Origin of the sequence: Curtobacterium sp. VKM Ac-2889, assembly GCF_015350855.1 — a bacterium.
In the GTDB taxonomy this organism is placed as follows: domain Bacteria; phylum Actinomycetota; class Actinomycetes; order Actinomycetales; family Microbacteriaceae; genus Curtobacterium; species Curtobacterium poinsettiae.
In genome coordinates this window covers 1,068,702-1,090,238 of sequence record NZ_JADKSC010000001.1, presented here as the reverse complement: position 1 = coordinate 1,090,238, position 21,537 = coordinate 1,068,702, and the positions used below count along the sequence as shown (strand labels likewise).

General features: G+C 70.5%; 22 protein-coding genes and 1 tRNA gene. 9 read left to right on the top strand and 14 right to left on the bottom strand.

The genetic code is table 11. The features are described 5' to 3' along the window. Positions 1 to 43: 43 nt before the first annotated feature. From ITJ50_RS05435 to ITJ50_RS05425, 3 genes are all read right to left on the bottom strand, one after another. Entirely contained in the window at positions 44 to 538 is a 495-nt protein-coding gene (locus ITJ50_RS05435) for an HNH endonuclease (protein ID WP_017888036.1), read from the bottom strand. Positions 539 to 892: 354 nt separating this feature from the next. Then, complete coding sequence (locus tag ITJ50_RS05430; protein ID WP_051067405.1) at positions 893 to 1,864, bottom strand: C40 family peptidase; 972 nt, start codon at positions 1,862 to 1,864, stop codon at positions 893 to 895. 242 nt (positions 1,865 to 2,106) lie between these two features. Continuing rightward, entirely contained in the window at positions 2,107 to 2,802 is a 696-nt protein-coding gene (locus tag ITJ50_RS05425; RefSeq protein WP_017888038.1) for a metal-dependent transcriptional regulator, read from the bottom strand. Between the two features lie 184 nt (positions 2,803 to 2,986). On the opposite strand from ITJ50_RS05425, the gene serC reads away from it, so the two are divergent. Beyond that, complete coding sequence (gene serC / locus ITJ50_RS05420; protein WP_194590049.1) at positions 2,987 to 4,102, top strand: phosphoserine transaminase; 1,116 nt, start codon at positions 2,987 to 2,989, stop codon at positions 4,100 to 4,102. An 87-nt stretch (positions 4,103 to 4,189) separates the two neighbouring features. Here serC and ITJ50_RS05415 read toward each other — a convergent pair whose 3' ends face one another. Together ITJ50_RS05415 and ITJ50_RS05410 are read right to left on the bottom strand one after the other, a co-directional pair. Then, positions 4,190 to 5,011 carry a DUF3027 domain-containing protein gene (locus ITJ50_RS05415; RefSeq protein WP_194590048.1) on the bottom strand — a complete coding sequence of 274 codons (822 nt, stop codon included), beginning with the start codon at positions 5,009 to 5,011 and terminating at the stop codon, positions 4,190 to 4,192. A gap of 4 nt (positions 5,012 to 5,015) precedes the next feature. Beyond that, the gene (locus ITJ50_RS05410) at positions 5,016 to 5,393 is read right to left on the bottom strand and encodes a cold-shock protein (protein ID WP_017888041.1); all 378 of its coding nucleotides are present in this window, start codon (positions 5,391 to 5,393) and stop codon (positions 5,016 to 5,018) included. Between the two features lie 145 nt (positions 5,394 to 5,538). On the opposite strand from ITJ50_RS05410, the gene ITJ50_RS05405 reads away from it, so the two are divergent. The 5 genes from ITJ50_RS05405 to ITJ50_RS05385 all read left to right on the top strand — a co-directional run bounded on the left by ITJ50_RS05405 (position 5,539) and on the right by ITJ50_RS05385 (position 11,813). Continuing rightward, the gene (locus tag ITJ50_RS05405) at positions 5,539 to 5,748 is read left to right on the top strand and encodes a hypothetical protein (protein ID WP_017888042.1); all 210 of its coding nucleotides are present in this window, start codon (positions 5,539 to 5,541) and stop codon (positions 5,746 to 5,748) included. 28 nt (positions 5,749 to 5,776) lie between these two features. Then, positions 5,777 to 7,543 carry a helicase-associated domain-containing protein gene (locus ITJ50_RS05400; protein WP_194590047.1) on the top strand — a complete coding sequence of 589 codons (1,767 nt, stop codon included), beginning with the start codon at positions 5,777 to 5,779 and terminating at the stop codon, positions 7,541 to 7,543. Positions 7,544 to 7,591: 48 nt separating this feature from the next. Beyond that, positions 7,592 to 9,289, top strand: a complete 1,698-nt coding sequence (locus tag ITJ50_RS05395) for a DNA repair helicase XPB (RefSeq protein ID WP_017888044.1) — start codon at positions 7,592 to 7,594, stop codon at positions 9,287 to 9,289. A gap of 51 nt (positions 9,290 to 9,340) precedes the next feature. Then, positions 9,341 to 10,036, top strand: coding sequence for a response regulator transcription factor (locus ITJ50_RS05390; protein ID WP_017888045.1), 696 nt, complete (start codon positions 9,341 to 9,343; stop codon positions 10,034 to 10,036). A 79-nt stretch (positions 10,037 to 10,115) separates the two neighbouring features. Further along, on the top strand, positions 10,116 to 11,813 hold the full coding sequence (locus tag ITJ50_RS05385; protein ID WP_031260211.1) for a sensor histidine kinase: 1,698 nt from the start codon (positions 10,116 to 10,118) through the stop codon (positions 11,811 to 11,813). 210 nt (positions 11,814 to 12,023) lie between these two features. On the opposite strand, the gene ITJ50_RS05380 is transcribed toward ITJ50_RS05385, so the two are convergent. From ITJ50_RS05380 to ITJ50_RS05350, 7 genes are all read right to left on the bottom strand, one after another. Then, positions 12,024 to 12,920 (bottom strand): hypothetical protein, encoded by an 897-nt coding sequence (locus ITJ50_RS05380; protein ID WP_194590046.1) that lies wholly within the window; start codon positions 12,918 to 12,920, stop codon positions 12,024 to 12,026. Between the two features lie 322 nt (positions 12,921 to 13,242). Beyond that, positions 13,243 to 14,865: a chaperonin GroEL gene (groL, locus tag ITJ50_RS05375; RefSeq protein ID WP_017888048.1), complete on the bottom strand. Its 1,623-nt coding sequence runs from the start codon at positions 14,863 to 14,865 to the stop codon at positions 13,243 to 13,245. Between the two features lie 257 nt (positions 14,866 to 15,122). Then, positions 15,123 to 15,326 (bottom strand): cold-shock protein, encoded by a 204-nt coding sequence (locus ITJ50_RS05370; protein ID WP_017888049.1) that lies wholly within the window; start codon positions 15,324 to 15,326, stop codon positions 15,123 to 15,125. A 180-nt stretch (positions 15,327 to 15,506) separates the two neighbouring features. After that, on the bottom strand, positions 15,507 to 16,118 hold the full coding sequence (locus tag ITJ50_RS05365; protein ID WP_017888050.1) for a LytR C-terminal domain-containing protein: 612 nt from the start codon (positions 16,116 to 16,118) through the stop codon (positions 15,507 to 15,509). Beyond that, the gene (locus tag ITJ50_RS05360) at positions 16,115 to 16,426 is read right to left on the bottom strand and encodes a DUF3263 domain-containing protein (RefSeq protein WP_231564081.1); all 312 of its coding nucleotides are present in this window, start codon (positions 16,424 to 16,426) and stop codon (positions 16,115 to 16,117) included. Before ITJ50_RS05360 ends, ITJ50_RS05365 begins: the two co-directional genes overlap by 4 nt. Before the next feature lie 96 nt (positions 16,427 to 16,522). Further along, the gene (locus ITJ50_RS05355) at positions 16,523 to 17,602 is read right to left on the bottom strand and encodes a DUF2332 family protein (protein ID WP_159557002.1); all 1,080 of its coding nucleotides are present in this window, start codon (positions 17,600 to 17,602) and stop codon (positions 16,523 to 16,525) included. After that, the gene (locus tag ITJ50_RS05350; protein ID WP_031260216.1) at positions 17,602 to 18,075 is read right to left on the bottom strand and encodes a GNAT family N-acetyltransferase; all 474 of its coding nucleotides are present in this window, start codon (positions 18,073 to 18,075) and stop codon (positions 17,602 to 17,604) included. The genes ITJ50_RS05355 and ITJ50_RS05350 overlap by 1 nt, the downstream gene beginning before the upstream one ends. Positions 18,076 to 18,140: 65 nt before the next feature. Here ITJ50_RS05350 and msrB point away from each other — a divergent pair, with 65 nt between their 5' ends. After that, positions 18,141 to 18,548 carry a peptide-methionine (R)-S-oxide reductase MsrB gene (gene msrB / locus ITJ50_RS05345; RefSeq protein WP_017888054.1) on the top strand — a complete coding sequence of 136 codons (408 nt, stop codon included), beginning with the start codon at positions 18,141 to 18,143 and terminating at the stop codon, positions 18,546 to 18,548. A gap of 37 nt (positions 18,549 to 18,585) precedes the next feature. Beyond that, positions 18,586 to 18,661, top strand: a tRNA-Thr gene (locus tag ITJ50_RS05340). A gap of 201 nt (positions 18,662 to 18,862) precedes the next feature. Here ITJ50_RS05340 and ITJ50_RS05335 read toward each other — a convergent pair. Next, positions 18,863 to 19,894 (bottom strand): aldo/keto reductase, encoded by a 1,032-nt coding sequence (locus ITJ50_RS05335; protein ID WP_042539305.1) that lies wholly within the window; start codon positions 19,892 to 19,894, stop codon positions 18,863 to 18,865. A 53-nt stretch (positions 19,895 to 19,947) separates the two neighbouring features. Next, a complete protein-coding gene (locus ITJ50_RS05330) occupies positions 19,948 to 20,733 on the bottom strand; it encodes an alpha/beta fold hydrolase (RefSeq protein ID WP_042539307.1) in 786 nt (261 codons plus the stop codon). Between ITJ50_RS05330 and ITJ50_RS05325 the strand changes: the two genes are divergently transcribed. After that, positions 20,732 to 21,535, top strand: coding sequence for an NAD(P)H-hydrate epimerase (locus tag ITJ50_RS05325; protein WP_031260218.1), 804 nt, complete (start codon positions 20,732 to 20,734; stop codon positions 21,533 to 21,535). The genes ITJ50_RS05330 and ITJ50_RS05325 overlap by 2 nt on opposite strands. Positions 21,536 to 21,537: the final 2 nt, after the last annotated feature.

Here is a 21,537-nt window from a genome sequence, read left to right as displayed (position 1 = left end):
ACGGGCCTCCCGTCCGTCTCGTGGTGCCTCCCATCGACGGCCGCTACGCGGCCACGAGGTACTCGTCCCACTCTGCCTGCGGACGCTCGATGCCGCGCACGACCCACGAGGACCCGTGCGGCACCTTCGGCGGGAACCGGAGGCGCCACCCCATCTCCTGCGGGGTGCGGTCGCCCTTGGTGTTGTTGCAGGTCAGGCAGCAGGCGACCAGGTTCTCCCACGAATCCTGCCCACCGCGCGACCGCGGGTGCACGTGGTCGATGGTGGTGGCGTGCCGGCCGCAGTAGGCACAGTGGTTGCCGTCGCGACGCAGGACGCCGCGACGGGACACGGGCACGAGCCGGGAGTGCGGGATGCGGACGTAGCGGGTGAGGATGATGACCGTCGGACGTTCGTAGCTCGACGTCGACCCGGTGACCGGGTGTTCGACGTCGGCCGCGACGACGGCGGCCTTCTGGTTCATGACCAGCACGAGGGCTCGTCGGAACGAGATCACCGCGAGGGGCTCGTAACCGGCGTTGAGGACGAGAGTGCGCATGGGTTCCCTTCCGACGTGCCTGGACGGCTTCCAGGCGCTGCGGGTGCGTCGGACCGACGACGCGGAACGGGTGAACACGGCCTGTTCACACCCCTGGAACCACGAAGAGCACCACCCGGATGGGCAGTGCTCTCGTCATGCAGGGGCGTGCTCGTGCACGCAGGCTGTGCTCGACCATATGTCGACACGCGCGCGCCGACCCATGGTGCGGGTCGTGCGGAACGTCGACATGAGGGTCTCCTGTTCGCGCCGGTGCGGACCGGTGCAGCGTCAGGTTAACCCAGAAACCGGCCCGGCACGAGGGTGTGCGGGCCGGTTCTGGAGAAGTTCACACTCCCCCGGGGGCAGTGTTCGCTAGATGCCGAAGCGGACGATGTGGTAGTCGCTCGTCCAGATCGGGCGGATGGACACCGCGCCACCGGGCTTCGGGGCGTCCATGATCATGCCGTTGCCCATGTAGAAGCCGTCGTGCGCCTCGTTGTTGAAGATGACGACGTCGCCGGGCTGCGCCTCGGACTCGGGGATCGTGGTGCCGGCCTGGTCCTGCAGCGGCACCGAGTGCGCCAGGTTGATGCCGTACTGGGCGTAGACGAACATGATGAAGCCGGAGCAGTCGAAGCCCGAGGGGTCAGCGCCGCCGACGACGTACGGGGTGCCGATGTACTGCTTGGCGGTGTTGACCACGGCCGGCAGCGAGAACGGGGTGTTCGCCGCCGACGAGCTGGCTGCGTACTCCGCCGCGGACGGCCCGGTGTACGAGGCGTACTGCTTCGCGGTCGCGGCGCGGGCGGCCTGCGTCTCCTTCGCCTGAGCTGCGGCCTGCTTCGCTGCAGCGGCCTGGTCGGCGGCTGCCTGCGCGGCCGCCTTCTCGGCGTTGAGCGTCGCGGTGGAGGTGGCGCCGTAGCCGTCACGGCTCGTGTCCGCCAGCGCCACGGCGTCGGACACCGACAGCTCCTGGCTCTGCGTGGCGCGGACCTGACGCTGGGCGTCCGCGGCGACGGTCGAGTTGCTGGCGGACGTCGCGGCGAAGGCCGGAGCGACCGCGACCGTCCCGAACATGCCGGCGGCGACGGTGAGGACGACGGGCGCGAGGAACTTGCGCTTCCGCGACACCGAGCTGGCCTTCGCGGTGCTCGCGGCGGCGGCGGCCTGCGCGGCACGACGACCGCCGGGCAGCGGAGCGGAGCGCACCGGCACGACCTTGCGGACGGCTCGGCCCTCGGTCTCGCGCACGGCCCGCCGGGTGAGCGGGGCGGTGGTGGCGTTCTCGGTGTTCGTCGGGTTCGCGGGCGTCTGGTCGTCCGCGGCGGTACCGGTCTGCGTCAAGAGGTGTGTCTCCAACGTCTCGTCATCACGCCGCCGTGGGTGTCCGGCGGTGTGCAACCCCATCCGTTCGTCATCGTTTCCGATCGAGGCAGGAGACGGGTTCGAGACGTCCTGCCACGGGTCTCCGGCTCAGGGGCAGCACGGCGACTCGGACGAGTGTACGGAGGCGTCGTTACCGTGTCGAGACAAAACGCCCCGAGGTAACGAATCGGTAAAGACTCTCAGGGACGACCCCGGAGGGGTCAGTCGCGCTCGATGTAGACGTGCTGGGCAACCTCGATGGGGAGCTCGATGCCCGAGTCTTCGCCCTCGACACGGACCGCCACGTAGGCCCCCGCACGCTGCACACTGCCGACCCGGCCGGGCATGACACCCGCTGTCCGGAGCTGGTGCAGGAGTTCCGGCTCGAACTGCACGGGCTCGCCCAGTCGTCGGATGACGCCGGTCGCGACGGCGTCGGTGCCCTCGGTCGCGGCGACGATGTTCTGGACGCCGTCGAGGAACCCGGCGGCCGCGGGGCCACCGATCTCGGCCAGCCCGGGGATCGGGTTGCCGTACGGCGACTCGGTCGGGTTGCCGAGCATCTCGAGCAGACGGACCTCGACCTGCTCGCTCATGACGTGTTCCCACCGGCATGCCTCGTCGTGCACGAAAGCCCAGTCGAGTCCGATGACGTCAGCCAGCAGGCGCTCGGCGAGACGGTGCTTGCGCATCACGTGGGTGGCGCGGGAACGGCCCTCGTCGGTGAGCTCCAGGTGCCGGTCACCGGAGACGACGACCAGGCCGTCGCGCTCCATGCGGGCGATGGTCTGGGAGACGGTCGGACCCGAGTGGCCGAGGCGCTCGGAGATGCGCGCGCGCAGCGGCACGATCGCCTCTTCCTCCAAGTCGAGGATGGTGCGAAGGTACATCTCCGTGGTGTCGACGAGATCGGTCACGGTCCGCCTCTCATGTCTGGGCCCAGCGCCGACCACACTACTTGTTCGCACCGACGAACACCGACCGGCGCCCGGGCACACGTGAGAAAGGGTCATCGGACGCGGTGAGCGGGTGCGCCGGACCCACCCCGTCCGGCCGGTACACGGGCGGGGGCATGCGGATCGGCGTCGGTAGGATCGGTGCATGGCAGACATCGTCATCCCGGCCGAACTCCTCCCCACCGACGGTCGCTTCGGCTGCGGTCCGTCGAAGATCCGCGGTGCACAGCTCGAGGCACTCGTGACGCGCGGCGCCACGGTCCTCGGCACCTCGCACCGCCAGAAGCCCGTGAAGGACCTGGTCGGCAGCGTCCGCTCCGGCCTCGCCGACCTGTTCCAGATCCCCGAGGGCTACGAGGTCGTCCTCGGCAACGGCGGCTCGACAGCGTTCTGGGACGCCGCCGCCTTCGGCCTCATCGAGCGTCGGGCCGAGAACCTGTCCTTCGGCGAGTTCGGGTCGAAGTTCGCCAAGGCCGCCGCAGCCCCGTGGCTCCAGGCTCCGCACGTCGTCGAAGCGCCGGGCGGCTCCCTCGCCGCACTCGAGCCGGTGGACGGCGTCGACGTCTACGCCTACCCGCACAACGAGACCTCGACGGGCGTCATGGCCCCGGTCGTCCGAGCGACCGGTGACGCCGGTGCGCTGACCGTCGTGGACGCGACCAGCGCCGCAGGTGGTGCCCTGTTCGACGTCAGCGCCACCGACGTCTACTACTTCGCGCCGCAGAAGAACTTCGCCTCGGACGGCGGGCTCTGGCTCGCACTGCTCTCCCCCGCGGCGATCGAGCGGATCGAGCGCATCGCCGCATCGGACCGGTACATCCCCGAGTTCCTGTCGCTCAAGAACGCGGTCGACAACTCGCGCCTGAACCAGACCCTGAACACCCCGGCGATCTCCACGCTGCTGCTCCTCGACGAGCAGGCCCGGTGGATGAACGAGTCCGGCGGTCTGGCGTGGGCGGACCTCCGCACGAAGACCTCGTCGTCGACGATCTACGACTGGGCCGAGGCGAGCGAGTACGCCACCCCGTTCGTCACCGACGCCGCTGCGCGGTCGCAGGTCGTCGCCACGATCGACCTCGACGACTCGATCGACGCCAAGGCCGTGGCCGCGACGCTGCGCGCCAACGGCATCGTCGACACCGAGCCGTACCGGAAGCTCGGCCGCAACCAGCTGCGCGTCGCGACGTTCACCGCGATCGACCCGGACGACGTCGCGAAGCTCGTGCGTGCGATCGACTTCACGGTCGACGCCCTGCGCTGACGCCGGGGACACCCGCCGGAACGCCGAACGGGGCCGGCACCACCAGATCGGTGGTGCCGGGCCCGTTCGTTCGTCGGTACGGGTGCGTCAGGCGCGGTGGAAGTCCGGGTCGGCCTCGCCCGCGTCGAGCTGGTCCACCTCGAGGTCGGCGTCGGGCTCGACCGGCTGCACGCGGCGGGCACGGCGGCGGCGCGGCGACTGCGGAGCCTCATCCTCGTCGGCACCGTCGGCACCGTCGGCGCCGTCGGAGGCGTCGGTGTCACTCACATCGGCGAGCGCATCGACGTCCACGCCCTCGATGTCGTCGTCGTCCGACTCGTCGAGGTCGTCCTCGTCGGCATCGAACTCGTCATCGTCGTCGTCATCCGACTCGTCTTCGTCGTCCTCGTCGTCCTCGTCGTCCGAGTCGTCGTAGTCGTCGTCCTCGTCGTCGTCCGACTCGTCTTCGTCGTCGTCGAACTCGTCGTCGTCATCGTCATCGTCCGACTCGTCGTCCTCGTCCGACTCGCCGTCCTCTGCCTCGTGCTCCTGCGCGGCCCGGTACTCGGCCAGCCGCTCGGACCACGGAACCCACTCGGGTGCGACGAGCGCGCCGTCCCCGGGCATCAGCTCGACCTCGAGCACGGTGGGTTCGTCGTCGCCGATCTTCGCGACGCTGACGGTCCAGCGCCACCCGGGGTACCCGGGCAGGCGGTTGGCGAACAGGACGGACACGACGCCGTCCCCTTCGTCAACGGTGCCGACGGGTGCGCCGACGGTCGACTCGGGGGTGACCTCGAGCAACGCCTCGCGCGCCAGGTCGGTGTAGTCGACGGACGCTGCGTCGATGGGCGCTGCGTCGATGGACACGGCGTCGGTCGACGCTGCGTCGGGAGCCGTCTCGGCCCCTGCTGTCTCGGACTCGGTCATGGGGTCACGCCTCCAACTGGTCTGCGACGTGCCGCAGGATGGCGGCGATGCGATCGCCGTTCTTCGGGTAGCGGCCGTGGCGGAGGTCTCCGCTGATCCGGTCGAGTTCCTTCACCAGGTCCTCGACGATCACGGCCATGTCGTCCGCGGAGCGACGGGTCATCCGCGACAGCGACGGCTGGGGTTCCAGCAGCCGCACGGACAACGCCTGCGACCCCTTCTTGCCCTGGACGACGCCGTACTCGAGCCGCGTGCCGGCCTTGACGGTCACGACGCCGTCGGGCAGCGAGGACGCGTGCAGGAACACCTGGTCGCCGTCGTCTCCGGTGATGAAGCCGAAGCCCTTGTCGTCGTCGTAGAACTTGACCTTGCCGGTGGGCATGCGTGGACTCCTCGAGGTCGTGGTACGGCCGTGGTGCGTCGGATATCCTGGGTCGATGGCCAATCCGACCCGATCAACCGGGAACCCGCAGGATTCCGCAGAACCCCCGCTGACGTTCAATCGTACCGAACGCGCTCTGGCGTTCATGATCGGTGGCATCTTCATCGCTGCCTTCCTCTGCATGGCGGCCATCATCGTCATGTGGCTGACGGCCTCGAGTGCGCAGGCGTCGATGCCGTGGCCGGTGATCATGGCGGTCCCGCTCATCGGCTTCCCGATCGGCATGGTGCTGGTCTTCACGCTCCTCGCCATCACCTGGACACGTCGCGCACGAGCGAACCGGACGGCTCGCTGACGTCCGCCCCGGACGCTGGCACCGGACGATGACGACCACCGCCGACCTCGCCGCCCGACTCCGGGCGATGCCGGACGACGCGCTCCAGCGCCTCGTCGCGGCGAGGCGACTCCCCACCGCTGCACTCGCCGAGACCGGCCCGCAGCGCATCACCGACTTCTTCGACCTCGCCGAGGCGCTCCGCGGCGACGACGCTGTGGACGCCGCCGTCGAGCACCTGCCGCGCGCCACGATCCTGGCGCTCCGCGACGGCGGTGCCGTCGACGCGCTCGGCCCCGCGGTCGAGCTCGGCCTGGCCGACCAGGACGGCGCCGTCGACGATGCGGTCGCCGCACGCGTGGCCGCCCACCCCGACCTCACCTCACTCGACGAACAGCCTGGAGGCCCGGAGCAGGTCCGCCTCGCTGCTCCCGTCCTCGACGCCGCGGCGCTCGAGCGTGCGCGCACCACGGGCGCGGAACAGGCGTTCGCGACGATGACCGTGCTCGCGGAGCTGCTGCGGGCGGTCGACGCCGGCGCGGTCCGCGAACTCGTCAAGGGCGGGATCGGCATGCCGCTCGCCCGGACCCTCGCGGAGCGCATCGGCACCGACGCCGAACTCGTCGCCGGTCGCCTGGCGCTGCTCGACGGCATCGGGTTCGCCGACCCCGACACCGGACGCTGGATCGTCACCGACGCCGGGCACGCCTGGTTGCTCGCCAGCTGGCCGGAGCGCTGGGTGTCGCTGGTGGCCGCGTGGTCGGACACCCTCCCGCCGGCCGTGCACGAAGTGCTCGCGCGGGCCGACGGCGACCTGCGCGACCTCGTACCGCTCGGACGCTGGGCCTACCCGGCCGGATCCCGCTGGCTCGACGCCCTGCTGCTCGACGTCGCCGGCACCGCGGCGTCGCTCGGCCTGGCCGTCGACGGTCTCGTCACGAGCACGGGCCGGGCGCTGTTCGACGGCGACGCCGAGCAGGCCGCCGACGACCTGCCGGGCACCGTCGAACGGGTCTACCTGCAGCACGACCTCACCGTCATCGCGCCGGGCCCCCTCGCGCCGGTGGACGACGACGCCCTGCGCACGGTCGCCGTGCTCGAGGCACCGGGGCTCGCGGCGCGGTACCGCATCTCCGAGGACACCCTGCGCACGGCGTTCCGGGCCGGACACTCCCGCGACGACCTGCTGGCGCTGCTCGGGCGACTGTCGGCCACCGGCATCCCGCAGCCCCTGGCCTACCTGATCGACCAGGTCGCCGGACGCGACGGCAGCATCGTCGTCGACCGGGGACCCGGCGGTGTCGGCACCGAGGTCCGAGGCACCCCCGACCAGCTCGACCTGATCGGGGTGGACGCCGAACTCCGGCAGCTCGCCTGGGACCGGCCCGACCTGACGACGCTGACCACGCGCTACCCGCCGCACGTCGTGCACAACGCACTCGAGGACCAGCGCTACCCGGCCGTCCTGACGACCGCAGCCCGTCCCGAGGCGCACCACGGGCCTCCCGGCCGGCGCAGCCCCACCGGACGCTCGCCGGAGCAGTCGGCGCACGCACTCGTCGAACGGCTCCGCCTGACGACCCGGCGCGGCGACGCGGAGCCGGAGCAGGAGTGGCTCGGCCGGCAGATCGACCTGGCCGTCCGCGGGCGCACGCCGATCCGCGTGACCGTCCGGATGCCGGACGGCTCGGAGCGACCGTTCTCGATCGTGCCGACGTCGGTCGCCGCCGGACGCGTCCGCGGGCGGGACACCGCCGTCGACGTCGAGCGCACGCTGCCGCTGTCGCTCGTCGTGTCGGTCGAGAGCGACGCCTGAGCCGTGCGGTCACCAGTACGCAGGCGCTGACGGCTAGGCTGGCAGGTCATGAACGGACCGCTGATCGTGCAGAGCGACCGCACCGTGCTCCTCGAGGTCGCGCACCCCGACGCCGAGGACGCACGCCACGAGCTCGCGGCCTTCGCCGAGCTCGAACGCGCTCCCGAGCACGTGCACACCTACCGGATCACCCGACTCGGACTCTGGAACGCGCGCGCCGCGGGCCACGACGCCGAGGCGATGATCGACACCCTGGAACGCTTCGCGAAGTTCCCTGTGCCGCAGAGCGTCACGGTCGACATCCGCGACACGGTCTCGCGCTACGGACGACTCGTGATCCGTCGCGAGGAACGCCCCGACGCGCCCGTGATCGCGAACTCCCCCGCCGAGGAACTCGAGCGGCTGCCGCTCCTGCTGCTCACCGCCGAGGACCCGTCGGTGCTCGCCGAGGTCATCCGGTCGAAGCGGATCAAGCCGCTGCTCGGTGACATGCGGTCCTCGACCGAGGTCGAACTGCAGCCGTGGGCGCGTGGGCAGATCAAGCAGGAACTCGTGAAGCTCGGCTGGCCGGCCGAGGACCTGGCGGGCTACACCCCGGGCCAGCCGCACCCGATCGACCTGGACACCGCCGAGTGGCACATGCGGCCGTACCAGGAGCAGGCGGTCGACACGTTCTTCGCCCAGGGCTCCGGCGTCGTCGTGCTGCCCTGCGGTGCGGGCAAGACGCTCGTCGGCGCCGGTGCGATGGCGACCGTCAAGGCGACGACGCTCATCCTGGTCACCAACACCGTCTCGGCGCGGCAGTGGCGCACCGAGCTCCTGAAGCGCACGACCCTGACGCCGGAGGACATCGGCGAGTACTCGGGCAGCGTCAAGGAGATCCGGCCGGTCACGATCGCGACGTACCAGATCCTCACCGCCCGTCGGAAGGGCGAGTACACGCACCTGTCGCTCCTCGATGCCCTGGACTGGGGCCTCATCGTCTACGACGAAGTGCACCTGCTCCCCGCTCCGGTGTTCAAGCTGACCGCCGACCTGCAGGCCCGCCGACGCCTCGGCCTCACCGCCACGCTCGTGCGCGAGGACGGCCGCGAGGGCGACGTCTTCTCGCTCATCGGGCCGAAGCGCTACGACGCCCCGTGGAAGGAGATCGAGGCGCAGGGCTACATCTCGCCGGCCTCCTGCTACGAGGTCCGCATCGACCTACCGCACCAGGACCGCCTGGAGTACGCGGCGTCGAGCGACGACGAGCGCTACCGGCTCGCCGCGACGTCGCCGGCGAAGACCCCGGTGGTGCGGGAACTCATCGAGAAGCACCGCGGTGAGCAGATCCTGGTGATCGGGCAGTACATCGACCAGCTCGACGAACTGGCCGCGTCGCTCGACGCGGCGGAGATCACCGGAGCGACCCCGGTCGACGAACGGGAGCGGCTGTACGACGCGTTCCGGTCCGGCGAGGTCGATGTGCTCGTCGTGTCCAAGGTCGCGAACTTCTCGATCGACCTGCCCGACGCGACCGTCGCGATCCAGGTGTCCGGCTCGTTCGGGTCCCGGCAGGAAGAGGCGCAGCGGCTCGGCCGACTCCTCCGACCGAACAAGGACGGCCTGCCCGCCTCGTTCTACACGCTCGTGGCCCGGGACACCGTCGACCAGGACTTCGCGCAGAACCGGCAGCGGTTCCTGGCGGAGCAGGGGTACTCCTACACGATCCTCGACGCCGACCAGGTCCAGACGCCCGTGGGCTGACGTACGAAGCGCTCTCAGGAAACCCCGAGGGAACAGTCAGAAGATAAGACCATGAGCGATGGCCCCAAGATCCTGATCGTCGACGACGAGCCGAACATCCGCGACCTCCTGACGACCTCGTTGCGCTTCGCCGGCTTCGCCGTGCGTGCGGTGGGCAACGGCGCACAGGCGATCTCCGCCGTGCTGGAAGAAGAGCCGGACCTCATCATCCTCGACGTGATGCTGCCCGACATGAACGGCTTCGGTGTGACCAAGCGCCTGCGTTCCTCGGGCTACACCTCGCCGATCCTGTTCCTGACGGCGAAGGACGACACCGAGGACAAGATCACCGGCCTCACCGTCGGTGGTGACGACTACGTCACCAAGCCGTTCTCGCTCGACGAGATCGTCGCCCGCATCAAGGCCATCCTCCGTCGCACCATGAACGACGAGGAAGACGCGATCATCCGCGCCGGTGAGCTCACGATGGACCAGGACACGCACGAGGTCACGATCGGTGACGCGCAGATCGAGCTCTCCCCCACCGAGTTCAAGCTGCTCCGCTACCTCATGCTCAACCCGAACCGCGTGCTGTCGAAGGCGCAGATCCTCGACCACGTGTGGGAGTACGACTTCAACGGCGACGCGGGCATCGTCGAGAGCTACATCTCGTACCTGCGCCGCAAGCTCGACCAGTACTCCGCCGAGCCGATCATCCAGACCAAGCGCGGCTTCGGCTACATGCTGAAGGCGTCCAAGGCTTCCTAGGGGCCAAGGCCCCTCGGGGCTCGACTTCACGGCGGCCGTCCGGTTTCACCGGGCGGCCGCTGTCTATCGTTGAGGCAGCATGCACACGCGAATGAACCACTGGTGGGACGGGATCTCCCTGCGCACCAAGATCACCGGGATCACGGTGCTCCTCGTCGCGCTCGGACTGCTCGTCGCCGGACTCGGCACGATGACGGTGCTGTCCACCTACCTCATGCAGCAGCTCGACAACACGGTCAAGCAGACCACCGAGCAGCTCGAGGGCCAGAACATCAGTGACGGCGAGCAGTACTGCAAGCTGTCCGTCGTGGTGTCGCAGAGCGCCTACGTCGCCGCGTACGACGCCGACGGCGACCGGATCTGCCAGACGAAGGCGTCGAGTCGGCCCGACGTCCGCGAAGCCACCCTGGTGCAGGCCGCGCAGTCGAACCAGCGCATCTCGCTCTACGACAGCCAGCACGACCACGAGTGGCGTGCCCAGATCATCCCGGCGTCGCTGCAGAACCAGTCCGACGGCACCACCGAGACCGGCTACGTGCTCATTGCGGTCTCCAGTGCCGGCACCGACGAGACGATCGGCAAGTTCACCGCGATCTTCCTCGGGTTCGGCGCCTCGGTCATCCTGCTCGGCGCCATGCTCACCCGGCTGCTCGTCACCGCGACCTTCGACCCGCTGCGCGACGTCGAGGACACCGCGGCCCGGTTCGCCGCCGGTGACTTCAACCAGCGCCTCGAAGCCGACACCCCGAACACCGAGGTCGGCCGGCTCAACCGCTCCCTCAACGTGATGCTCGAGCGGATCGACTCCGCGTTCGAGGACCGTGAGCGCACCATCGACCAGATGCGCCGGTTCGTCGGGGACGCCTCCCACGAGCTCCGCACCCCGCTGGTGTCCCTGCGCGGGTACGCCGAGCTGTACCGGATGGGTGCCCTCCGCAAGGAAGAAGACGTCGCCCAGGCGATGGAGCGCATCGAGAAGGAAGCGCAGCGGATGGGCCTGCTCGTGCAGGACCTGCTGCAGCTCGCCCGCATCGACGAGTCCAAGCCGCTCGAGCTCGGCCCCGTCGACCTCGTCGCCATCGCCCGCGACTCGGCGCTCGACACCATGGCCTCCAACCCCGACCGCGAGATCCAGGTCCTCGTCGAGGACTCCCTGACCGGCGAGAGCGTGCCGCAGGCCGTCCGTCCGTCGTCGTCCCCGTCGTCCGTCGTCTCTCCGGACACCGGCGAGGCACCGCCCGTGTCGCCGACCTCGGCGAACACCACGGGCCCGATCGCGTTCTCGCGCCAGACCATCGCGCGCCTCCGAGCCCGCCGCACGCGCGCGATGAACATCGACGCCGGCGCCACACCGACCGACGAGACCACGCCGCTGCCCACGGTCGTGCTGCCGAAGCGCCCGCCGATCGTCCTGGCAGAGGAGAACAAGATCCGCCAGATCGTCACGAACCTGATGGGCAACGCCATGCGGTTCACGGCGCACGACGACCCGATCGAGATCGGCATCGGCGTGGACGACGAGCGCGGCATGGCGCACCTCGACGTGATCGACCACGGTGAGGGCATCCCGCCGCAGCTGCGCGAGAAGATCTTCCAGCGCTTCTGGCGTGCCGACACCTCGCGCGCACGCGACACCGGTGGCTCGGGTCTCGGACTCGCCATCGTGTCCGGGATCGTCGCGGCGCACCACGGCTCGGTCGAGGTCTTCGACACCGAGGGCGGCGGCGCGACCTTCCGCGTCTGGCTCCCCCTGCTCCCCCGCGACTTCGCCGCCTGACCGCCTGACCGGCGAGGGCCGTGTGTCCCGCGGCGTCCCGGCCGTCCCGCGGCGTCCCGGCTGGTCACAACACCCCGGTCACGGCCGCCGAGTGGTCACGATCTGTCGTCTGCGCACTCGCTGACCGACAGTTCGTGACCGACCGGCGCACAGCCGACGACATGTCGTGACCGCCCGACGAAGTACTCGTCCGCGTGGCACATGCTGCTCTCACGCCGAGCGCCGACGGTTTCCGACCGCACGGACCTCGAACGCCTGCCGGAGCCGCTCGAACAACACTGCGGGCCGGTGGGCGTCCGACGCCGTTGCATGGATCACGAGCCAGTCGTTCACCACGAAGCCGTTGTCCCGTCGTTGATCGTGTCGGAAGGTGTCGCGCTCGCGGTGGTGATCGCCGTCGTACTCCAACGCGATGCCGAACTCCGGCCACGCCATGTCGACGCGGCCGAGGAACCGTCCCGCACCGTCGTGCACGTTGACGTTCAGCTCCGGCTCGGGGAACCCCGCTTCGACCACTGCCAGACGGAGCCAGGTCTCCTGCGGCGACTCCGCGCCCGCCCGGACGAAGTCCAGCGCGCGTCGAGCAGCGAGCGCGAAGCGCGTGCCGGGACGGATCGCAGCACGGAGGTCGTCCGCAGTCGCCAGACCCGACACTCCGACGAGGTGGTCCCCGATCGCGACCAGGCCGTCACGGTCCACGACACCGGCGCACTCGAACCACATCTGCGCGGGCGAACTGACCCGGCGCTCGCGGTGTTCGACGACGGTCGGCCGACGGATGCGGTGCGCGATCACGTCCGGCCGACGCATCCGGACCCCGTCTCCCACAGTGGAGACGTGCACGGTCCGGAGCGATTGCACCGACTGCGGCAGTGGCGCACCCCAGATCGCAGCGGCGGTCGTGTGACTGAAGAACTGGTCGGGACGCATGACCAGGGCGACGGCGTCGATGAAGTCCACCGAGTGGATCGGAGCGCGGACACCGTGGACCGGGGCTGCCAGGTCGGCACGTCGGAGTCGTTCCGGATGAATGCCACCACCCACGGCATCGGCCACGCGGAAGGTGGATCGGTCGAACGGAGCGGGGAGGCGACGGGCAGCTGGCATGCCGTCATGGTCGCTGCAGGGCACGCGAGCCGACCACCTGCGCTCGGAACCTGTGGAGAACGAGGTGAGTCGGGCCTCCTGTGCGGGAGTGGCGAGGCGCGACACGAGCAAGCGGCATCCACGAGCCGGTCATGACTCCCCGCTCCTGCGCCGCCGGACGGTCACGAAGTGTCGACGGGAACCGGCCAAACCGACGGTTCATGACCGCGCCGCGAGCCTGAGCGGGGTGTCGTGACCAACAGACCCACCCGCACCCCCACCCACCCGCACACACAGAAGGGCCCCACACGCGCAGCGTGCGGGGCCCTTCTGTCAGGCGGACTTAGAAGTCCATGCCACCCGTCGGGTCGCCAGCCGGAGCAGCGGGGGTGCGCTCGGGCTTCTCGGCGACGACGACCTCGGTGGTCAGGAACAGACCGGCGATCGACGCAGCGTTCTGCAGCGCCGAACGCGTGACCTTGGCGGGGTCGATGATGCCGGCGGCGATCAGGTCGACGTACTCGCCGGTCGCGGCGTTGAGGCCCCAACCCGACTCGAGCTCGCGGACCTTGGCGGCGACGACGCCCGGCTCGAGACCGGCGTTCAGCGCGATCTGCTTGAGCGGCGCGTCGATGGCCACGCGGACGATGTTCGCACCGGTCGCCTCGTCACCCTCGAGCTCGAGGGCCTCGAGTGCGACGGCACCGGCCTGGATGAGGGCGACGCCACCACCGGCGACGATGCCCTCTTCGACGGCAGCCTTCGCGTTGCGGACGGCGTCCTCGATGCGGTGCTTGCGCTCCTTGAGCTCGACCTCGGTCGCGGCACCCGCCTTGATGACGGCGACGCCACCGGCGAGCTTCGCGAGGCGCTCCTGGAGCTTCTCGCGGTCGTAGTCGGAGTCGGTCGCCTCGATCTCGGCACGGATCTGGCGGACACGGCCGGCGATCTGCTCGGCGTCGCCGGCACCCTCGACGATCGTGGTCTCGTCCTTGGTGATGACGACCTTGCGGGCACGACCGAGCAGGTCGAGCGTCGCGTTCTCGAGCTTGAGGCCGACCTCTTCCGAGATGACCTGGCCGCCGGTCAGGATCGCGATGTCCTGCAGCATGGCCTTGCGGCGGTCGCCGAAGCCCGGAGCCTTGACGGCGACGGACTTGAAGATGCCGCGGATCTTGTTCACGACGAGCGTGGCCAGGGCCTCGCCGTCGACGTCCTCGGCGATGATCAGGAGCTGCTTGCCCGCCTGGATCACCTTGTCGACGACCGGCAGGAGGTCCTTGATGTTCGAGATCTTCGAGTTGACGATCAGGATGTAGGCGTCCTCGAAGACGGCTTCCTGACGCTCGGGGTCGGTGACGAAGTACTGCGACAGGTAGCCCTTGTCGAAGCGCATGCCCTCGGTGAGCTCGAGCTCGGTGCCGAAGGTGTTCGACTCCTCGACGGTGACGACGCCTTCCTTGCCGACCTTGTCGATGGCCTCGGCGATGAGCGCGCCGATCGTCGGGTCAGCGGCCGAGATCGACGCGGTCGCGGCGATCTGGTCCTTGGTCTCGATGTCCTTCGCGTTGGCGAGGAGCTGGTCGGAGACGGCGGCGACGGCCTTCTCGATGCCGCGCTTGAGCGACACGGGGTCGGCACCGGCGGCGACGTTGCGCAGGCCTTCGCGGACGAGGGCCTGGGCGAGGACGGTCGCGGTGGTCGTTCCGTCACCGGCGACGTCGTCGGTCTTCTTGGCGACCTCCTTGACGAGCTCCGCACCGATCTTCTCGTACGGGTCGTCGAGTTCGATCTCCTTGGCGATGGAGACACCGTCGTTCGTGATCGTGGGGGCGCCCCACTTCTTCTCGAGGACGACGTTGCGGCCGCGCGGGCCGAGCGTCACCTTCACGGCGTCGGCCAGCTGGTTCAGGCCGCGCTCGAGGCCACGGCGGGCCTCCTCGTCGAAAGCAATGATCTTAGCCATGTGGTTTTTCGTCCCTCCCGGACGTCGTCTTGGGGGTCGTGCTGGCACTCAGCGTGAGCGAGTGCCAACGCCGATTCTGGCACTCGACGGGTGCGAGTGCAACACAGTCGGGAGGCTCGTGACGACTTCCCAGGACACGCCACGTCCGGCGGACCCCGCACCACCGCCGCGGTCGCGCTCCCCGCACCCGTCCTCACCCCCGCACACGACGAACGCGCCGCCCCTGACGGGACGGCGCGTTCTGGAAGTGGTGCCGCTCAGGCGGGGCGGACGGATTCTGCCTGCGGGCCCTTCGACCCGGTCCCGACGTCGAACACGACGGCCTGGCCCTCCTCGAGGACCTTGTAACCCGACATGTCGATGGCCGAGTAGTGCACGAACACGTCCTGGCCCCCTCCATCCACGGTGATGAAGCCGAAGCCCTTTTCAGCGTTGAACCACTTCACGGTTCCGTTGGCCATGATCTCTTGCTCCCTGGTACTGCAGTGCGGAACGACGTGATCGTCGTCTGCATGGGACTCTGACCGAACGCGCCGGATCAGGCAAGAGGTGTGACGTTGTTTCACGTCGATTCCGTCAGAATTCAACGTGCCCGAAACACACCCGTCACACAATGCGCGAAAAACGCGGTGGTGCCGGGATCAACCGGTGTAGTCCGCGCCGAGGACGACACTCACGTCCGCGTTCGGGAACGCCGCCGACTGCTGCACCGCGGTGACCCCGAGCTGCTTCGCGATGCCCTGCGCGACCGCCGCCTGCGACGCCTGCTGGTAGTAGACGATCGTCGACGTCGAGCCCGTCGTGCCGGCGTCACCGGTCGAGGCGACCTGCCAGCCGGCACCGGTCAGCGCCGCACTCGCCCGGCTTGCCAGGCCCGTGGTGGTCGTGCCGTTCAGGACCACCACGGTGGTGGTGCCCTGCTGCGCCGGCGTCGCGGCCGCGGCACTGCCCGCGCCGGACCCCGCGGAGCCCGATCCGGCCGACGAGGACGCGGACGGCTTCGACGTCGCCGAGGGCTTCGCGGTGGCGGACGCCGACGTGGACGCCGACGGAGAGTCCGAGCTGTTGAAGGAGTAGCTGCCGTTCAGCAGGGCGAGCACGAGCACGCCGATGCCGACGAGCACCCCGGTGGCGAGTGCCGCCCAGGCGAAGGCGATCCAGCCACGGCCGCGACGCTGGGCACCGCGGTGCGCACCGACCCGCGGGCCGTCGGCGACGTCGTCGAACCGGTCTCGGGGGAATCTCGTGCTCATCGTTCCTCTTCACGTCCTTCGGGAGCCACGCCTGGCGCGACGAAGCTGCGCGTGGCCCGGGCGCTGGTGCGCGCGTGCCGGAGCCGCTGCAGCCGGCTGACGAGCTGCGGGTCGTACGCGAGTGCCGCGGGCGAGTCGATCACGCGGTTCAGCACCTGGTAGTAGCGCGCCGCCGACATCTCGAACTCGACCCGGATCTCCGCTTCCTTCGTGCGGTCGTGCCGTGCCCGGTCCTGCTCGAACGACAGCACGCGCTGGGCGAGCTCACTGAGCTGCTCAGTGCTGCGTTCGTCGGTGGGGCTGGTCACGGCGGTTCCGATCACGGTCGGGTAACGGGTCTCGCACATCGTAGGGGTGGAGTCGATCCGGACCCTGGCACGGGGCTGGACTGTCGCGAACACTGGTCACAGGTTCGGCGCACGGAACCAGCGCACGCGGGTACCGAACGGGTCGGAGACGGCGACCGCGACCCCGTCGATCGAGGCCGTCGCGAACGCGTCCGGGTCAGCGGCGTCGACGTCATCGGGGAGCGTCGCGGCCACATCGCGCAGGATCCCGGTGCGCTCGAGGGCGATCCAGTGCACCCCCCGCTGACGGATCCGGTCCACGAACCGTTGCCGGTCCGCGCCCGGCACGTAGACCAGGGTCCCGGTGGTCAGGACGACCGGTTCGACGTCGTCCGGCAGGGCGTCCAGTGCACGGTCGAGGTCACCCGGCAGCGTGCCCCGGATCCGCACGGGAGGCACGGCGAGCGTCGCGCGCGCCGCCTCGCGCATCAGGGCGATCCGGTCCGTCGCCTCGGGCGGGACGGCCTCGACCAACCGGTCGAACGCGCCCGGTGCGGCGAGGTCGATCGGGTTCGGGTCGAGGGCGATCCGTGCGCCGATCCGGATCGGCCTGCTCGCCGGAGCTGGAAGGACCCCGGAGACGTCCGCGACGAGACGGACCGCGGGTTCGTCGACCGCCGTGTGCATCCGGACGAGCTCGGTGCGCGCCCCGCCGTGGTCGTCGCGCCCCGAGGAGTCGGGGCGCGACGACGGCACCGGGGCGCGTTCCGCCGGCACTCCGGACTCCGACGTCCGGTGGTCGAGCGTCACCCGGTCCGGGATCGAGCACAGCCCGGCGGCGGCCCCGGCATCGACCAGGCCGAGCGGCCGTACGGAGCGTTCGGCGAGCGCCGCGAAGAGCGGGACGACCGGGGCGAGCCGCCGCGGGTCGTTGGCCTGCACCGTGGCGGACGCGAGGGCCGTGACCAGCGCGGGGCGGGCCTCCAGGCCGAGCGCGCCGAGCGCACCCGGGTCCGACGGGTCCGCGCCCAGCCGCCGCGCGACCGCGAAGAACAGTTCCGGCTGCCGCTGCTGCTCGGGGACCTCGGCGAGGAGCGCGACGATGGCGTCGTCGAGCGACCGTGCCCAGGCGGCGTACGACGGTGAGACCGCCTCGATGCGGTCGGCGTAGGCGGCGTACCGGGCCCGGGTGTCCATCAGCGCCCGGGCCGGTGCATGCCGACGTGGCGGATGCCGGCCTCCACGTACGGCTCCCCGAACCGCACGAAGCCGTACCGCTCGTACAGGGCCGCGACGTACTCCTGGGCGTGCAGGACGAACGGGTCGTGTCCGTGTTCGTCGAGGACGGCGGCGACGAGCCGGCCGGCGATCCCCTGCCCGCGGTGCTCCGGGTCAGTCGCGACCCGCCCGATGACCCACGCCGGCGACTCGGCGCCGTCCGGGTGGACCTCGTCCACCGCCGGGCGGATGAGCCGCAGGTACCCAACCGCAGCGGTGTCCGTGCCGAACCACCAGTGCTCGGTGTCGGGCTCGCGGTCACGGCCGTCGAAGTCCTCGGCGGTGACCCGCTGCTCGAGCGCGAACACGCGGTTGCGCAGCACGACGATGCCGTACAGTGCGTCCGTCGTCAGACGGGTCCAGCGGGCGTGGTGCACGGAATGCTCGGACATCGTGGCGAGTTTACTGAAGTGGTCGGGAGTGCCCGGAAGAGCCCGACCGGAAGCAGGAGGAACCAATGGCATACAACGTCGACAAGTCCGACGCCCAGTGGCGCGAGGAGCTCTCCCCGGACCAGTACGCCGTCCTCCGCCAGGCGGGGACCGAACGACCGTGGACCGGTGAACTCCTCGACGAGGAGCGCGCCGGCGTCTACACCTGTGCGGCCTGCAACGCGGAGCTGTTCAAGAGCGGCACGAAGTTCGACTCCGGCTGCGGCTGGCCGTCGTTCTACGAGTCGGTGAACCCCGACGCCGTGCAGCTCATCGAGGACAACTCGCTCGGCATGGCCCGGACCGAGGTCCGGTGCGCGAGCTGCGGTTCGCACCTGGGCCACGTGTTCCCCGACGGGTTCGGCACCCCCACCGGTGACCGGTACTGCATGAACTCGATCTCGCTGAACTTCTCGGAGAAGTCGGGCGAGTGAGCCCCGGACGCCCTCACCGGTAGGATGAGCGGCGTCAGCCGGCATGGCGCAATTGGTAGCGCACCGTACTTGTAATACGGGGGTTGCGGGTTCAAGTCCCGCTGCCGGCCCCAGACGAAGCGATGCCCCGGGCGAAGTCTCGCCCGGGGCATCGGCACACGGAACGCGGATCAGGGGGCGTTCCGGGCGCTGGACGCGGTAACCAGCCGGTCGTGCGACGAGGATGACACCTCACCGACCCGCGCGTCCACACCCTGACCCCACATCCGCGGAAATCCGCACGATGTGCACGAACGCGGAGCGGCCCTGTCCGCTCAGCGCCCGCCGGTGATCTTCCGCTCCCGCTGCGCGACGCCCGCGGTGCCGTAGGGGTAGTCGTCGATGCGGGGCGCGCTGGCGTCGATCAGCCGGGCGAGCTCGTCGTCGGTGAGCACCAGGTCGGCGGCACCGAGGTTGTCCTCGAGCTGCGACAGGGTGCGGACACCGAGGATCACGCTCGTGACCGCGGGCCGGGCCAGCAGCCAGGCGAGTGCGACCTGCGACTTCGACGCGTCGTGGGCGTCGGCCACCTCGGAGACGGCGTCGAGCACCTCCCATGTGCGCTCGTCGCCGTTGCGGGCCTCCCACGCCTCCATGCCGCGCTCCGGGTTCTCGCCCAGGCGGGTGGCGCCGGACGGGGCCTCGTCGCGCTGGTACTTGCCCGACAGCCAGCCGCCGGCCAGGGGCGACCAGGGCAGCAGGCCGATGCCGGCGTCGAGGCAGGCGGGCACGACCTCGTGCTCGATGTCGCGGACGAGCAGGTTGTACTGCGGCTGCAGGGTGACCGGCGGTGCCCAGCCGTGCGCCTTCGCCTCGTAGACGGCCTTGGTGACCTGGTAGCCGAGGTAGTTCGAGAACCCGTACGAGCCGATCTTGCCGGCGGACACGGCGTCGTCGAGGAACCGCAGGGTCTCGTCGATGGGGGTCAGGGCGTCCCAGGCGTGCATCTGGTACAGGTCGATGTGGTCGACGCCGAGCCGTTCGAGCGAGGCGTCGAGGGCCACGCGCAGGTGTCGTCGGGACAGCCCGAGGTCGTTCGGACCGTCGCCCTGCGGGAACCGGCCCTTGGTGGCGAGGACGACCTGCGCCGCCTCGGTGGGATGTGCTGCGAGCCAGCGGCCGATGATCCGCTCGGACTCGTTGCCGGAGTAGACGTCCGCCGTGTCGACGAGCGTGCCACCGGCGGCCACGAAGGCGTCGAGGATGGCGTGTGAGGTGGGTTCGTCGGCTTCGCTGCCGAACGTCATGGTGCCGAGGGTCAGCGTCGACACCGATGTCCCGCTGTTGCCGAGGAGTCTGTAGTCCATGGCGGGGACGGTACGCCCGGTGGGGTCCGACCGAGGGGACCCACGAGTACCCCTCAGCGCGGGGCGGACAGGAACCGCAGCGCCGCTTCGCGGAACGGCCGCGAGGTCGGTGCGTTGAAGTGGTTGCGCCCCGGGATCTCGAAGAAGGTGGCGTCCGGTGCGGCCTCGGCGAGCCGGACCGCACTGTCGCGGATGCCGTCCTCGCTGCCGGCCGCGATCAGGAGCGGCTGCGCCGGGGCGTTCTGCGGGGTCGGCTCGATGCTGTTCCGCATCCCCTCGACCATGGCCACGAGCGCGCCGAGGTCGTTGCCCTCGACGTTGCCCGCCATCGTCAGGTAGCCGTTCGTCACGCGGTCCTCGATCGGGGTGCCGTCGGCGATGTAGGCCTTCGCCTGGTCGACGCGGACGCGACGCATCGGGTCGGCGTCCGGGATCCCGCCGAAGACCGCTCGCGAGATCCGGCCGGGCAGGCGTTCGGCGGTGTGCCAGCCGACGCGGGCGCCGAGCGAGTAGCCGAGGTACGCGACGTCGTCGAGCAGGTACGTGTCGATGACCGTGGTGACGTCGGCGACGAGCAGGTCCATCGAGTAGGCACCCGGGTCGTGCGGCTTCGCGCTCGCGCCGTGCCCCCGCTGGTCGAGCGCCAGCACGCGGTAGCCGGCACGGACCAGGTGTCGCGTCCAGCCCGATGCGTGCCAGTTGAGCACCGCGCCGGAGGCGAACCCGTGCACCGCGATGACGGCCGGGGCGTCGGGGTCGCCGAAGTCGTAGGTCGCGAGTCGCAGCCCGTCGGGCGACATCACGAACCGGGGGCGGGGCGCTTCGGGGACGAGTGACATGTCCTCTCCAGCGTATCGGGGCAGTGTGGTCGCCATGGACGGCTACGGCGGCGATCAGATCCGGGCGGCGGAACGCCCCCACCTCGACGCGGGGGAACCGCTCATGCAGCGAGCCGCCGCAGGGCTCGCGCGCATCGTCGGCGACCTGCTGGACGACCCGGCCGTGCGGCCGGTCGACGGGCCGGGATCGGTCCTTGTGCTGGCGGGCAGCGGCGACAACGGCGGGGACGCCCTGTTCGCGGGTGCTCGCCTGGCAGCGGCCGGGAGGCACGTGGCGGTCCTGCGCGTCGGCTCCCGTGTCCACGCGGCCGGCCTGGCAGCGGCGCTGGACGCCGGCGCCCGTCTGCTCGACGGCGCGTCCGGCACCTCGGGACCGAACGCGGGCGGAGCGGCCGACATCCTGCGGGCAGCCGGCCGGAGCGACGGCGAGCGCCTGGCCGCCGTCGCGACCGAGGCGGCACTCGAGGCCGACCTGGTGCTCGACGGCATCCTCGGCATCGGGGTGCACGGCGCGACCGCACTGCGGTCCCCCGCCCGCGAGGTCGTGGACGCGATCCGCGAGCTCGCCCGCGACCAGCGCGCGCCGTTCGTCGTCGCGGTCGACGTGCCGAGCGGCGTCGACGTGGACACCGGCGGCGTCGCGGACGACCACGTCCTGCACGCCGACGTCACCGTCACGTTCGGCGGCGTGAAGGCCGGACTGCTGACCGGACCCGCCGCCACCCTCGCGGGTCGGATCGAACTCGTCGACGTCGGGATCGGTGCGGACCTGGCGACGATGGAACCGCTGATCCGCACCTGATC

Coding starts and splice junctions, on each gene's coding strand:
- ITJ50_RS05365 (WP_017888050.1), bottom strand. CDS start 16,118: ATGAGCACGAGATTCCCCCGAGACCGGTTCGACGACGTCGCCGACGGC.
- serC (WP_194590049.1), top strand. CDS start 2,987: ATGGCAGACATCGTCATCCCGGCCGAACTCCTCCCCACCGACGGTCGC.
- ITJ50_RS05385 (WP_031260211.1), top strand. CDS start 10,116: ATGCACACGCGAATGAACCACTGGTGGGACGGGATCTCCCTGCGCACC.
- ITJ50_RS05405 (WP_017888042.1), top strand. CDS start 5,539: ATGATCGGTGGCATCTTCATCGCTGCCTTCCTCTGCATGGCGGCCATC.
- ITJ50_RS05395 (WP_017888044.1), top strand. CDS start 7,592: ATGAACGGACCGCTGATCGTGCAGAGCGACCGCACCGTGCTCCTCGAG.
- ITJ50_RS05435 (WP_017888036.1), bottom strand. CDS start 538: ATGCGCACTCTCGTCCTCAACGCCGGTTACGAGCCCCTCGCGGTGATC.
- ITJ50_RS05390 (WP_017888045.1), top strand. CDS start 9,341: ATGAGCGATGGCCCCAAGATCCTGATCGTCGACGACGAGCCGAACATC.
- ITJ50_RS05355 (WP_159557002.1), bottom strand. CDS start 17,602: ATGGACACCCGGGCCCGGTACGCCGCCTACGCCGACCGCATCGAGGCG.
- ITJ50_RS05415 (WP_194590048.1), bottom strand. CDS start 5,011: ATGACCGAGTCCGAGACAGCAGGGGCCGAGACGGCTCCCGACGCAGCG.
- ITJ50_RS05325 (WP_031260218.1), top strand. CDS start 20,732: ATGTCCTCTCCAGCGTATCGGGGCAGTGTGGTCGCCATGGACGGCTAC.
- ITJ50_RS05380 (WP_194590046.1), bottom strand. CDS start 12,920: ATGCCAGCTGCCCGTCGCCTCCCCGCTCCGTTCGACCGATCCACCTTC.
- ITJ50_RS05410 (WP_017888041.1), bottom strand. CDS start 5,393: ATGCCCACCGGCAAGGTCAAGTTCTACGACGACGACAAGGGCTTCGGC.
- ITJ50_RS05370 (WP_017888049.1), bottom strand. CDS start 15,326: ATGGCCAACGGAACCGTGAAGTGGTTCAACGCTGAAAAGGGCTTCGGC.
- ITJ50_RS05330 (WP_042539307.1), bottom strand. CDS start 20,733: ATGTCACTCGTCCCCGAAGCGCCCCGCCCCCGGTTCGTGATGTCGCCC.
- ITJ50_RS05335 (WP_042539305.1), bottom strand. CDS start 19,894: ATGGACTACAGACTCCTCGGCAACAGCGGGACATCGGTGTCGACGCTG.
- groL (WP_017888048.1), bottom strand. CDS start 14,865: ATGGCTAAGATCATTGCTTTCGACGAGGAGGCCCGCCGTGGCCTCGAG.
- ITJ50_RS05400 (WP_194590047.1), top strand. CDS start 5,777: ATGACGACCACCGCCGACCTCGCCGCCCGACTCCGGGCGATGCCGGAC.
- ITJ50_RS05350 (WP_031260216.1), bottom strand. CDS start 18,075: ATGTCCGAGCATTCCGTGCACCACGCCCGCTGGACCCGTCTGACGACG.
- msrB (WP_017888054.1), top strand. CDS start 18,141: ATGGCATACAACGTCGACAAGTCCGACGCCCAGTGGCGCGAGGAGCTC.